11 protein-coding genes are annotated in these 12,384 nt (G+C 64.3%); 10 read left to right on the top strand and 1 reads right to left on the bottom strand.

Translation table 11 applies throughout. The features are described from left to right. Positions 1–98 precede the first annotated feature (98 nt). Genes JSE7799_RS22020 through JSE7799_RS08940 form a run of 6 tightly spaced genes read left to right on the top strand, consistent with a single transcriptional unit; the run spans position 99 to position 6,299 of the window. On the top strand, positions 99–557 hold the full coding sequence (locus tag JSE7799_RS22020; protein ID WP_083480407.1) for a class I SAM-dependent methyltransferase: 459 nt from the start codon (positions 99–101) through the stop codon (positions 555–557). Beyond that, on the top strand, positions 557–1,057 hold the full coding sequence (locus tag JSE7799_RS08960; protein ID WP_055663311.1) for a TrgA family protein: 501 nt from the start codon (positions 557–559) through the stop codon (positions 1,055–1,057). Before JSE7799_RS22020 ends, JSE7799_RS08960 begins: the two co-directional genes overlap by 1 nt. A gap of 13 nt (positions 1,058–1,070) precedes the next feature. Further along, the gene (locus JSE7799_RS08955) at positions 1,071–2,180 is read left to right on the top strand and encodes an NUDIX domain-containing protein (protein ID WP_055663310.1); all 1,110 of its coding nucleotides are present in this window, start codon (positions 1,071–1,073) and stop codon (positions 2,178–2,180) included. Between the two features lie 52 nt (positions 2,181–2,232). Beyond that, complete coding sequence (locus JSE7799_RS08950) at positions 2,233–3,261, top strand: cysteine synthase A (RefSeq protein WP_055663309.1); 1,029 nt, start codon at positions 2,233–2,235, stop codon at positions 3,259–3,261. Beyond that, positions 3,258–5,579, top strand: a complete 2,322-nt coding sequence (locus tag JSE7799_RS08945) for a mechanosensitive ion channel family protein (RefSeq protein WP_083480406.1) — start codon at positions 3,258–3,260, stop codon at positions 5,577–5,579. Before JSE7799_RS08950 ends, JSE7799_RS08945 begins: the two co-directional genes overlap by 4 nt. Positions 5,580–5,582: 3 nt before the next feature. Continuing rightward, positions 5,583–6,299 (top strand): alanyl-tRNA editing protein, encoded by a 717-nt coding sequence (locus JSE7799_RS08940; RefSeq protein WP_055663307.1) that lies wholly within the window; start codon positions 5,583–5,585, stop codon positions 6,297–6,299. A 330-nt stretch (positions 6,300–6,629) separates the two neighbouring features. Here JSE7799_RS08940 and JSE7799_RS08935 read toward each other — a convergent pair whose 3' ends face one another. After that, entirely contained in the window at positions 6,630–8,555 is a 1,926-nt protein-coding gene (locus JSE7799_RS08935; RefSeq protein WP_055663306.1) for a glycoside hydrolase family 15 protein, read from the bottom strand. Positions 8,556–9,023: 468 nt separating this feature from the next. Between JSE7799_RS08935 and JSE7799_RS08930 the strand changes: the two genes are divergently transcribed. The 4 genes from JSE7799_RS08930 to JSE7799_RS08915 all read left to right on the top strand — a co-directional run bounded on the left by JSE7799_RS08930 (position 9,024) and on the right by JSE7799_RS08915 (position 12,276). Beyond that, positions 9,024–9,731 (top strand): ABC transporter permease, encoded by a 708-nt coding sequence (locus JSE7799_RS08930; protein WP_055663305.1) that lies wholly within the window; start codon positions 9,024–9,026, stop codon positions 9,729–9,731. Next, positions 9,724–10,479 carry an ATP-binding cassette domain-containing protein gene (locus JSE7799_RS08925; RefSeq protein ID WP_055663304.1) on the top strand — a complete coding sequence of 252 codons (756 nt, stop codon included), beginning with the start codon at positions 9,724–9,726 and terminating at the stop codon, positions 10,477–10,479. The genes JSE7799_RS08930 and JSE7799_RS08925 overlap by 8 nt, the downstream gene beginning before the upstream one ends. An 81-nt stretch (positions 10,480–10,560) precedes the next feature. Beyond that, a complete protein-coding gene (locus JSE7799_RS08920; protein ID WP_055663335.1) occupies positions 10,561–11,322 on the top strand; it encodes an ABC transporter substrate-binding protein in 762 nt (253 codons plus the stop codon). Between the two features lie 54 nt (positions 11,323–11,376). After that, positions 11,377–12,276, top strand: a complete 900-nt coding sequence (locus JSE7799_RS08915) for a substrate-binding domain-containing protein (protein ID WP_055663303.1) — start codon at positions 11,377–11,379, stop codon at positions 12,274–12,276. The last annotated feature ends 108 nt before the right edge of the window (positions 12,277–12,384 follow it).

The following is a 12,384-nucleotide window of genomic DNA, read 5'->3' as shown; positions in this document are numbered from 1 at the left end:
AAGCCAATTCGACTTCGTCCGCGATTGCATCGAATGCGCGACGCTTGCGGAGCAGGTGGACTTGAAGATGCAGGATTATTTTAACGGGATCGGCGGCTATGACCACATCACTTCAATCGAGATGTTCGAGGCGGTCGGTCAGCGATACGGGCGCGCCTATTCAGATACGCTGCGCGACCACCGACGTCCCGGCCGCTACGCGTCGCTCCGGATCGCCACGATCACCGACTGGTGCTGGAGCTATCTGTTCGAAGCAGTTGGATTTTATTCAGCAGCACATCTTTTCAAGCGACATGCCGGCCGCGCCGATGAAGCTGACCGGACAGCAGCGTCGCACGGGGCTGGAAGATCGCAGATCCTTCAGCCCCGGGCATAGCTACTCGACCACGCCACGCCGCCGGATCGCACGGTTCAACAGCCGTTGGAACGAGATCGTCGAGCAGGGCTTCGAGGAGCGGTTTCCCCGCATGTGGAACCTTGATCTGACCGGCTGTGCGGGGGTGTTCGAATGCGGCATAAGTGACGTCATCTGGACCACCGTCAGAAAGGTATCCTGATGCCGACGCCGGCCAAGCTGGTTGCCGCGGTGCTGATGGCCGCGCTCGCGTGGTATGTCTGCGAGATCATCGTCCGCGAGGTCCTGCCGGATGGCAGCCGCGTCGGGTTCTTCCGCGAGGTCCTGCCGGATGGCAGCCGCGTCGGGTTCTTCCGCGAAATCGCCGCACTGGGCGCGCTGGTCGTGGGCTGGAAGGTGATCGGCCGTCCTGCAACTGGTCCGCGGGGGCGCGGCGGCAAGATAACCGAGGTTCTGACGGCGGGGATCGGCGCCGCGATCGTACTTCTTTGCCTCGGGGTCGTGCTGCACAGCTTCGTCGAGATGATTACCGTCTCCCTGTCGGGAAAATACACCCAAGTGGGCATTGCCATGAACGCTTGGCTGGGTTTCCTGTGGGACGACGTGCAGATCGTGATGAATCAGGTGATCCTCGCCCCGCTTCTCCTTGGTGCGGTGGCGGTTGGCCTGATCAGCGGGGTCGTCGGGCGCGTCTGGCACTGACTCCGGAGGCCGCGTGAGCCGTTACGTTCTTTTCGGAACCTTGATGTGGGATGCGCTGCGGCAGGTCGTGGCGGGCCGGCCGGTGGACGTTGTTCCCGCGCGGCTCGACGGCTGGGCGGTGGAGCGGTCGGCGCAGGGGAATTGGCCGGTTCTGGTGCCCGGTGACGGCGCTGGCGTCATGGTAACCGAACCGCTTGACCCGCAGGCGCAGGACCGTCTCGACTTCTATGAGCGCGTTTTCGCATATGGACCGGAGCGCGTGCAGGTCGCGACGGAGGACGGTCTGGTAGAGGCCTCGGTTTATCGAACCACAGACGCGGGTGCGGGCGCGGAATGGTCTCTTGATGATTGGATCCACGAGCACGGCCCCCGAACCCTGGAGGCGGCGGCCGAGATGATGCGTGCCCATGGACGTCGCACGCCGGAGGACGTCGCCGCCATGCGATCGGTCATCAATGCCCGCGCCGATGGCATCGTCGCCACCCGCGCCATGCGGCGCCCGATCACAGTTGGTGGCGGCCCCGACAGGGCGTCTGTGAAAGTCGAGGACGTGGCCTATCCCTATGAAGGGTTCCACCGGGTCGAGGAGTGGCGGATCGATCACCCCCGGTTTGACGGCACCCGCTCGGGGACCATTCAACGTGCCATCAGTCATGTGACGAACGCCGCGACGGTTCTGCCTTACGATCCCGCCCGAAATCATGTGCTGGTGGTGGAGCAAATCCGCGCGGGCGCGCTGGCCAAGGGCGACACGCAGCCTTGGATGATCGAACCGATTGCCGGGCTGATCGACGCGGGCGAGGGGCCCGAGACGACGGCGCTCCGGGAGTTGGAGGAGGAGGCAGGCGTGACCGCCGATCTCGACGCGCTCCGTCTTGTCGCGCGTTATTACCCGAGCCCCGGTGGATTGGCGCAGATCATCCATTCCTATGTCGCGCTCTGCGACCTGCCTGACGATATCCCCGGCTTGTATGGCGTGGAGGGGGAGAGCGAGGATATCCGCTCGCATCTCGTGCCGCTCGACGACCTCGTGGCGATGATCGCGTCCGGCGAGGCGGCGAATGCGCCGCTGATCCTGTCGGCGCAGTGGCTGGCGCTTCACAAGGCGTCGCTCTCCGGTTGAAGCGGACGGAGACGCACCTTAGACCGGGGAGGCAGACCCGGAGGCGCATCCCGTGACGATCAACAAATCCTTCGCCGACACCATCGGCAACACTCCCCTGATCCGGCTCAATCGCGTCTCCGAGGAGACCGGTTGCGAAATCCTCGGCAAGGCGGAGTTCCTCAACCCCGGTCAGTCCGTAAAGGACCGTGCCGCGCTGTGGATCATCCGCGACGCCGTGGCGCGCGGCGCGCTCCGGCCCGGCGGCACGATCGTCGAGGGGACGGCCGGCAACACCGGCATCGGGCTGGCGCTTGCAGGAGCGTCGATGGGGTTTAAGACCGTCATCGTGATCCCTGAGACGCAGAGCCAGGAAAAGAAAGACATGCTGCGGCTGGCGGGCGCAACGCTTGTGGAGGTGCCGGCGAAGCCCTACCGCGATCCCAACAATTATGTCCGCTATTCCGGTCGGCTGGCCGAGGAACTGGCCAGAACCGAGCCCAACGGCGCGATCTGGGCGAACCAGTTCGACAACACCGCAAACCGCCAGGCGCATGTGGAGACGACCGGGCCCGAGATCTGGGAGCAGACCGGCGGTCGCGTGGACGGTTTCATCTGTGCCGCGGGAACCGGCGGCACCGTCGCGGGCGTCGCGGAGGTTCTGCAGCCGCGCGGCGTCAAGGTCGGGCTGGCCGATCCGATGGGTGCGGCGCTTTATAACTTCTACGAGCACGGCGAGATGAAGTCCGAGGGCGACAGCATTTCCGAGGGGATCGGGCAGGGGCGCATCACCGGCAACTTGGAAGGCTTCACCCCCGATTTCGTCTGCCAGGTTCCGGATGAGGAAGCGCTGCCGATCGTGTTCGACCTGCTGGAGCACGAAGGGCTCTGCATGGGCGGCTCGACGGGCGTCAATGTCGGCGGCGCGGTAAAGATGGCGCGCGATATGGGGCCGGGCCACACGATCGTGACAATCCTGTGCGATTACGGCTCCCGATATCAGTCCAAGCTGTGGAACCCGGAGTTCCTGCGTGCAAAGGGCCTGCCCGTGCCGCATTGGCTGGACGGTCCCGGGCGCGAGGTGCCTTCGGTCTTCGAATGACGCCTCGCTTGATGCGTGCCCTTGCGGGCCTGCTGCTGACGCTGTTGCTGGTGCTGCCTGTCGCGGCGCAGGAGCCGCGCAGCGCACTCGGCTGGGGTGAGATCGTCGAAAGCGCGGAAACTGCCATCGCGGCCGAGGACGCCACGATTGAGGCGCTTGATGCGCTGCGCGAGCAATTGGTGACTTGGCGCGCGACCTTCGAGGCGGAGATGGCCAAGACCGGTCCGCGCGTGGCCGCGCTCAGGGCGCAGATCGACGCGCTCGAGCCGCCTCCGGCCGAAGGTGAATCGGAGCCGCAGGCGATTGCCGACCAGCGGGAAGCGCTCAACGCGCAGCTTGAGGAACTGCTCGCCCCCGTCCGCGAGGCGGAGACGGTGTTCGCCGAAGCCAATGCATTGATCGCGGAACTCGACGAACGGGTCGAGGCGGAGCGCGCGGCGCGGCTCTTCTCCAAATCGGTCACGCCGCTCGATCCTCGTGCGTGGCCGCCGGCCGTGGCGGCGTTCGGCAGCTGGCTTCGGGATCTGGGCATGCAGGTCGCCGCGCCCTTCGCCACGCCCGAAGCGCGTGCCGTGTGGCAGGCCCGCGGGCTGGAACTGGGCCTGCTGGCGCTGATCGCGATCGTTCTTCTCTGGCGTTCGAACGTGTGGCTCGGACATCTGCGTGCGCGCGTCGCACGGCGCGAGGTCGAGAACGCCGTCGCCCGCGTCGCGCTGCTGGCGATTTCGCTCGCGCAGATGCTGTTACCCGTGGCTGGCCTCGTCGCGATTTCGCGGGCCGCGATCCTGATCGGCATTTCCGGTCCCGAGGCGACGGTGGCGATCGGTCTTTTGCCGGTCCTTGGATTCACCGTGCTCGTCGCCCGGTGGCTGGCACTTCAGGCCTTGCCCAAGCGGGAGGGCGCGAACGCTTTCCTGCCGATTTCACCGGCACGGCGTGGCAGGGCGCGGCGGTTGGTCCTGCTGTTGGGCGGCCTGATCGCGCTCGGTATTGCATGGCGGGGCATGGCGGAGACGTCGGTCGCCATGGCCGAAACGATCTTCGTGCCGCGCTTCGTCCTGCTGACGCTGGCCGGGATCGTGATGTTCCAACTCGGGCGCCTGTTCCTGAGCGAAGGGCGCATCACGATCGAAGAGGCTGAGGAGGTTCACACATTCTGGGCGCAGATCACCCGTCTGGTCGGTCGGGCGCTGATTGTGGTCGGCGTCCTCGCGCCCCTTGCGGCCGCGCTCGGCTATGGCAATCTCGGCGCGGCGCTGCTTTGGCCGACGGCGGTCAGCCTTGCGCTCATCGCGCTGATCGGCATCCTCCAAGGCTTTGTCTTCGATTTCTACGTCGCCGTGACGCGGCGGACGGATACGGGCCACGATGCGCTCGTTCCGACGCTTGTTGGGTTTGCGCTCGCGCTGGCTTCGGTGCCTCTCTTCGGGCTGATCTGGGGTCTGCGGCCGATTACGCTGCTGGAATGGTGGCAGACGTTCCTGCGCGGGTTCGACCTTGGCGGAACGCGGATTTCGCCCGCGAATTTCCTGACCTTCGCGATCGTCTTTCTGATCGGATTCTTCTTCGTCCGGCTCATCCGCGGCGTGTTGCGCGCCAGCGTCCTGCCGAAGACAAAGCTCGACACGGGCGGCACCAACGCCATTCTGTCGGGGACGAGCTATGTCGGCATCACGCTCGCCGCATTGATCGCGATCACCGCGGCGGGGATCGACCTGACCGGGTTGGCGGTCGTCGCAGGTGCTCTTTCTCTGGGTATCGGCTTCGGCCTTCAAACGATCGTGCAGAATTTTGTCTCGGGGATCATTCTGCTGATCGGGCGGCCGATCAAGCTGGGTGACTGGATCAACGTGAACGGAACCGAGGGCTTTGTGCGCGAGATCTCGGTCCGCTCGACCCGCGTCGAAACTTTCGACCGCCAGGATGTAATCGTGCCGAACGCGGACCTGATTTCCGGTGTCGTGACGAACTACACGCTCGACAACTCGGCGGGGCGTGTCCTCGTGACGGTCGGGGTGGCCTATGGCACCGACACGCGGCGGGTGGAGACGATCCTTCAGGAGGTGGCCGAGGCGCATCCCATGGCCATTCTGTCCCCGCCGCCTCTGGTGACGTTTGACGGGTTCGGCGCGTCGAGCCTCGATTTCACGGTCCGCGTCGTGATCCGTGACATCCTGTTCAAGGTGATCGTGCACTCCGAACTCAACCATGCCGTCGCCGAACGTTTTGCTGCCGAAGGGATCGAGATACCTTTCGCGCAACGCGATCTCTGGCTGCGCAATCCAGAGGTCTTGCAACCTAGGGGCGAAGGAGCCTGATCCATGACCCAACCTCTCTTTCGCGAAGATGCCTATCTCAAGACCGCGACCGCGCGGGTCGTCCGCGTGACGGAGGAGGGCGGCATCGTGACCGACCGGTCAGTGTTTTATCCGACGGGCGGCGGTCAACCGGGCGATAGTGGGCGGCTCGTTTGGGACGGCGGCGCCTGCGACGTGGCGAATACGGTGAAGGGGAACGGGGACGAGATCGTCCTGCTGCCGACCGAAGCGGGGCCCCTGCCGCCCGTTGGCGCGGAGGTCGAGATGCGGCTCGATTGGGAGCGGCGGCACCGTCACATGCGGATGCATACCGCGCTGCACCTCCTGTCGGTGGTCGTACCTTTGCCGGTGACGGGCGGGCAGATCGGGGCAGAGAAGAGCCGGCTCGATTTCGACATGCCCGAGGTAATCCAGGACCGCGAGTTCATCCAGGCACGCCTCGGCCAGTTGATCGACGCGGACGATCCCGTCGGATCGCAGTGGATCACCGAGGCCGAGCTCGACGCGAATCCTGAACTGGTCAAGACACTCGCCGTGCAGCCACCGCGCGGCGCGGGTCGCATCCGGCTGGTGCGGATCGGGGATCGCGATGTGCCGGTGGACCTTCAGCCGTGCGGCGGAACGCATGTCCGCTCCACCGCCGAAATCGGTCCGGTGCGGGTGGGCAAGATCGAGAACAAGGGCCGCTCCAACCGCCGGATTTCCCTGACATTCGCATGATCCGGGTTGCCGATGTCGTCGGGAGCGAGTTGGCTTGAGCGAAGCCAGCCGCCGGTCTTTTCCGTCCTCAGGCAGGCGGAGCTTCGGCTGTCGGCCTAGACGGCCTCTGACCGCGAAGAAGCTGTGAGATCTGGCGGAAAGCTGTGCGGTAGTGTGGCCTTAATTGGAAAGGCCGGCCACTGACGGTTGCTGCTCTGGAGGCGATCGGCAGGTAAGCTGACGATGGCCAAACGACCGAATCGCGGAACGTCGCCGTCACCAAAACTTGCTGATTCCTCTGGCTTCGGCGGGACGTGTGTTGAACTCAGACCAGGTGGCCCAATAGTGCCCTCAGGTGAGCGACAGAACCGACTTTCTTGACGACCGGAGCCGGATGCTCCGGTTGCGGATGAGGGAGAAGAGCAGGGCCCTCTTGCCGCGCGTGGCGCCGGCGATGCGCTTTGCACGGTCGGCGTTGGAGCCCCTGAGCGCCTTGGCGCCTTCGCGGTCGTAGAGTTGCAGCAACGATGCGCTGGAGATCAGTGCCAGATGGGTGAAGGCCTGCGGGAAGTTGCCGAGGAAGGCGCCGGTACTCGCGTCCACCTCCTCCGCATAGAGCCCGACATCGTTGGCGCGCGTGAGAAGGTGCTCGAACAGCTCTCGCGCCTCGTTCGCGCGTCCGACCGTCAGCAAGGCCTCGACGAGCCAGAAGCTGGTGATGAAGAATGCACCCTCGTCGCCTTCGAGACCATCGGTGCCGCGGTACCGATGCACGAGATCGCCCGAACGAAGTTCGCGCTCCACTTCCTCGATTGTGCGCGCAAGGATTGCGGGGTCGATTGGGAGGCCCAGCAGGGGAACCTGCAGGAGAGCGGCATCGGTTGTTTCCGCCCCGTAATGCTGCGTCAAATGCGGCGGATCGCCGGCACAGCCCTTTTCGAGAATCTCCTGCAGAATCTCATCGCGCGTCTCGCGCCAGAGCGGCTTGTCGCCAAAGAGCTTTATTGCGCGGTCGAGCGTCACCCAAGCCATCGCTTTGCCCTGCGTGAAATGCCGCGGCTCGCATCGCATTTCCCAGATGCCGTGATCCGGCACTTGCCACGTCTTGCACACGTGATCCGCGACGCCGCTCAGGAGCGCTTCTTCGTCGGCAGTGAGGCGGGAGTTCAAGACAGCGCGCAGTTCGGCCCAGTCCAGAAGTTCACCGAACACGTCGAGCTGCCGCTGTTCGGCGGCCTCGTTTCCGGTCCGCACCGGACGGCTGTCGTGGTAGCCGGACAGATGGTCGAGGGTGCGCTCGCTCAGGAAAGGTTCGCCATCGATGCCGTACATGATCCGGAGGGTCGACCCCTCGCGCAGGCACAATCGCGACAGGAAGTCGGAAAAGCGGTCCGCCTCGGCGCTGTAGCCCAGCACCGACAGCGAGAAGAGCGCGAAGGTCGCGTCGCGGATCCAGCAGAACCGGTAATCCCAGTTCCGTCCTCCGCCGATCTGCTCGGGCAGCGACGTCGTCGGCGCCGCCACGATCGCTCCGGTCGGCGCATAGGTCAGAAGCTTCAGCGCCAGCGCGCTGCGCTGGACCGCATCCGCGTAAGGGCCGTGATAGCGCGAATATTCCGTCCATTCGCTCCAGAATGCGTGGGTGACGTCGTAGAGGCGGTCGGCCTGCTCTCGCGGGTCGAAAAGCGGTGCCAAGCTCGTCAAGACACAGGTTTCGACGTCGCCCCCGTTGAGGGCGATCCGTATCGCCGCCCCGTCCTCTTCCTGCCGCGCCTCGCCGTTACACCAGAGCGTCAATCCGCCCTCGCATACGACCTGCCCATCCTGGAGCTCCATCTTCACCGGCTCTGTTGCCCACCCCGCACCGCGCGGCCGGAAACGGCTGGTCAGGTCGACCCGACCCGACAGGCAACGCATTCGACGAACGACCCAGCCCGGCGCGTTGAGTGTCACGTAATCGTGGACCGAAGCGGTGCGGGTTCGGCCGACCGGCATGAAGTCGACGAGTTCCAGCGTGCCGGTCGCTGTCTCGAAGCAGGTGCGCAGGATGTTCGTCCGCTCGATATAGCCGCGCGTGATGCGCGTTACCCCCTCCGGCTCAATGCTCCACGACCCGCCGCCTTTCGCGTCGAGCAGTTGAAAGAAAACCGGCTCCCCGTCGAAGCGGAGCGGCGTGCACCAGTCGATGCACCCTTTGCCGGAGACGAGCGCGGCACCATGGCAGTCACCGATTAGCGCGTAATCCTCTATCGGTGGCTGGCGGCTTCCTTCCGTCAAAAGCTGCTCTCCTTTCTACCGTATGATTTGATCTTGTACCGTGTGCAGTCACGGAACCAAGTGCGACCTTTTGCATGGAACAGGCTTTCACTGCAGTAATTGCTTCAAGCGTTCGGGGCGGCGACATCGTCACTGGAGCTGATGGAGATTGTTCTGGTGCCGGCCCAAGGAGCCAAGCGGAGACGCGAGCGGCCCTTCATGGCTCGGACTGGACTTATGAATCGCAGAATTTGCGGAAGAGCCGAGGGGTCGGATCTCCAACAGCAAAGTGCACTTTCCCAGCCAGCGATACGTGGTCCGACCAAGATCGCCTTGTAGGCAAAGTGAAAATTTTGCAGTCTCTTCCTCTGCTTTTCCGTTTGGCTCTCTTGGATCGCGTCATCCTCGGCGGACGAGCGCGCCTTGTGTTCAAGCGATCAAGCTGCATAATCATGCGGCCTGCGGGTGAAATGCACGAGGTGGGAAATTTTGCAAAGCATGGGCGACGCCTTGGGACTTGCCGTTGCGCTGGTGCTTTCGGGTGACGCGGACTTGCTGGAGATTGTCCTTCTGTCGCTGCGGGTCAGCCTGACGGCGACGGCGTTTGCCTGCATCGTCGGGCTCCCTGTTGGTGCCTTGGTCGCAATCGGCAGGTTTCGGGGACGCAGCGCGGTTCTGATCGTGATGAACGCGCTGATGGGGCTTCCGCCGGTGGTCGTCGGGCTTCTTGTTTATTTGCATCTGTCACGCTCCGGTCCCCTCGGCTTTCTGGGCCTGCTTTACACGCCGACCGCGATGATCATCGCTCAGACGATCCTGATCGCACCCATCGTCGCCGCGCTGTCGCGTCAGGTGATCGAGGACCTTCACGTCGAATATGCCGAACAATTCCGATCGCTTTGCCTCACGCGGACGCAGACGGTGCAGGCGCTTCTGTGGGACGCGCGCTATTCGCTGCTGACTGTCGGATTGGCCGGCTTTGGCCGAGCGGTGGCCGAAGTCGGTGCGGTTATCATCGTCGGGGGCAATATCGACCACCTGACGCGCGTGATGACGACGGCCATCGCGCTGGAAACCTCGAAAGGCGATCTCGGGTTGGCGCTGGCCCTGGGGATTATCCTCCTCGGCATAGCCTTGGGCGTGAATGCGGCCGTTCAATCCGTGCGGATGGCGGCGGTGCGGCACGCCTATGTCTGATGCCGCAATCATGACCTATGCGCCTCTGGCGGATTGCGGAGAGGAGACGGCAATCCTGCCGCTTGCGGTGCGTGATCTGGTCCTGCGGCTTGGTGAGGCAACCATTCTCGACGGCATCAATTTCGATCTGGGTCCAACCGGTTGCACCATGATCATGGGGCCGAACGGGGCGGGAAAGAGTCTGCTGCTGAAGCTTCTACACGGGTTGATCGCGCCGAATTCGGGGCGAATCTCATGGGGCAAAGTCCGGCCCACACGTGTCACCTCGCGGCAGGCCTTGGTGTTCCAGAAGCCGGTCCTCTTGCGACGGTCCGTGGCTGCCAACATCGAGTTCGTTCTGAGAGCGCGCGGGAAGGATGTTGCGCGGCGCGATTTCCTGCTCGATCACGTTGGCCTCGCGCACAAGGCGGCCCAACCCGCGCGCCTCTTGTCGGGCGGAGAGGCGCAGCGGCTTGCACTGGCCCGCGCTCTCGCGACCGATCCGGAGGTCCTGTTCCTCGACGAGCCCACGGCCAGTCTCGACCCCGCCTCGGTGCTGGCAATCGAGGCGATCGTGAGCGATGCGCGCGCGCGGGGCGTGCGGATCATCTTCGTCACCCACGATCCGGGCCAGGCGCGTCGGCTGGCCGACGATGTCGTGTTTCTGGAGCGAGGCCGTGTCGCCGAACACAGTTCCGCGGCCGAGTTCTTCCCCGAGCCGCAAAGCGACGCGGCGCGGAATTACCTCAGCGGAAAACTCCTTGTCTGATCCACCAAGAAAGGGAGAGACCCAGTGCTATTCAGAATCCTGAGCGTGACCGCCACCACGCTTGCCCTCGCCGGCGCCGCCATGGCGCAGGACCAGTCGATCATCGTCCAGTCCACCACGTCCACGGCCAATTCCGGTCTCTACGATCACCTCTTGCCGATCTTCCGCGACCAGACCGGAATTCAGGTCAACGTGGTGGCCGTCGGCACCGGGCAGGCGATCGCGAATGCGCGGAACTGTGATGGCGACGTGTTGCTCGTGCATGCGAAATCATCCGAGGAGGAATTCGTCGAGTCAGGCATTGGCACCGCGCGCACCAACCTGATGTACAACGATTTCGTCATCGTCGGCCCCGACGACGATCCGGCCGGAGTGGGCGGCATGACCGATGTGCAGGACGCGCTGTCGAAGATTGCGGAGGAGGGGGCTCTCTTTGCATCGCGGGGTGACGATTCCGGGACGCACAAGAAGGAAATGTTGCTCTGGGGCGATACCGAGGCGGATCCCACCGCGGCGAGCGGTGACTGGTACCGCGAAACCGGCTCGGGGATGGGCGCGACGCTCAATGCCGGGATCGGCATGGGCGCCTATGTCATCACGGACCGCGCCACCTGGATCAGCTTCGAGAACAAGCAGGATTATGCGGTTCAGGTCGAGGGCGATGAGGATCTGTTCAACCAGTACGGGGTGATCCCCGTGAACCCCGAGAAATGCCCATCGGTGAATTCCGACGCGGCACAGACCTTTGCCGATTGGCTGGTCTCGGATGCGGGGCAGGAGGCGATCGCAGACTACGAAGTCGACGGCCAGCAGCTGTTCTTTCCCAACGCGCCGGAGAACTGATAGACAAAGACGGGCAGCCATGATCGGCCGCCAGTTAAATCTGCCCGGGATCCCATGACCGACGACGCCTTTCCGGACCACGAATATCTCACCGTGAAGGAACTGGCCGTGCTCCTGCGCCTGAAGGATCGCAAGGTGTACGACTTGGCTGCTTCGGGAGCGGTTCCATGCTCCCGAGCCACCGGAAAGCTCCTGTTCCCGGCGACCGAGATCCGCGAGTGGATCGAGCGGGCTAAGTCCGGAGGTGATTGGCTGACAACGAAAGGGTCCGTCACGAGACCGCCGATCCTGCTGGGCAGTCATGACCCGCTTCTCGATTGGGCCATCCGACAATCTGGCTGCGGCTTGGCGACCTATTACGACGGCTCTCTCGACGGTCTCGATCGGTTCGTGCGCGGTGACGGCGTGGCGGCGGGGGTGCACATACACGATGCGAAGTCGGGCGACTGGAATGTGCCGGCGGTTTCGCGCGCGGCGCGGGGCTTGAATGCCGTGCTGGTCTCGTTTGCAATACGTCGGCGCGGCCTCGTCTTCCGCTCCGGGGAACCTGCCCCCTCGAAACTTTCGGATCTGGTGGGACGGCGCATCGTGCCGAGACAACCGGGATCGGGGACCGACACCCTGTTCCGGCAACTTGCGGCTCAGGAGGGGCTGGATATGTCGGCACTCGACTTCGCCGATGTTGCGCGGACCGAAGACGGCGCGGTCGAGGCGGTGCGCCGCGGGGAGGCCGACGCGGCCTTCGGGATTGAGGCCGGTGCGCACAGCTATGGGCTCGAGTTCCTGCCGTTGATCGAGGAGCAGTTCGCGCTGCTCGTAGATCGCAAGGCCTGGTTCGAGCCGCAGGTCCGCAAACTGATCTCGTTTTGTGGCACGGAGCCGTTCTTGGCTCGGGCCAGAACCTACGGCGGTTACGATGTGCAAGATCTCGGCGCGGTAGTCTGGAACTCTTGAGACCTCCGGGTAGGACACGCAGAAGGTTCTGCCGCAGCGAAGGGAGGCAACTGCTGCGGCGAGATCATGCGGCGTTTCTGTAGCGGTTTTGGTGACGAAGCTTTGCCC

The organism is Jannaschia seosinensis, assembly GCF_001408515.1.
In the GTDB taxonomy this organism is placed as follows: domain Bacteria; phylum Pseudomonadota; class Alphaproteobacteria; order Rhodobacterales; family Rhodobacteraceae; genus Jannaschia; species Jannaschia seosinensis.
Note: the sequence above shows the minus strand (reverse complement) of the source record. Positions and strands in the feature narration are given on the sequence as shown.

Bases quoted from the DNA above. Each gene is read 5' to 3' on its own strand.
- JSE7799_RS08920 (WP_055663335.1), top strand. From the start codon at position 10,561: ATGGCGCAGGACCAGTCGATCATCGTCCAGTCCACCACGTCCACGGCC.
- JSE7799_RS08960 (WP_055663311.1), top strand. From the start codon at position 557: ATGCCGACGCCGGCCAAGCTGGTTGCCGCGGTGCTGATGGCCGCGCTC.
- JSE7799_RS08945 (WP_083480406.1), top strand. From the start codon at position 3,258: ATGACGCCTCGCTTGATGCGTGCCCTTGCGGGCCTGCTGCTGACGCTG.
- JSE7799_RS22020 (WP_083480407.1), top strand. From the start codon at position 99: ATGACCACATCACTTCAATCGAGATGTTCGAGGCGGTCGGTCAGCGAT.
- JSE7799_RS08915 (WP_055663303.1), top strand. From the start codon at position 11,377: ATGACCGACGACGCCTTTCCGGACCACGAATATCTCACCGTGAAGGAA.
- JSE7799_RS08925 (WP_055663304.1), top strand. From the start codon at position 9,724: ATGTCTGATGCCGCAATCATGACCTATGCGCCTCTGGCGGATTGCGGA.
- JSE7799_RS08940 (WP_055663307.1), top strand. From the start codon at position 5,583: ATGACCCAACCTCTCTTTCGCGAAGATGCCTATCTCAAGACCGCGACC.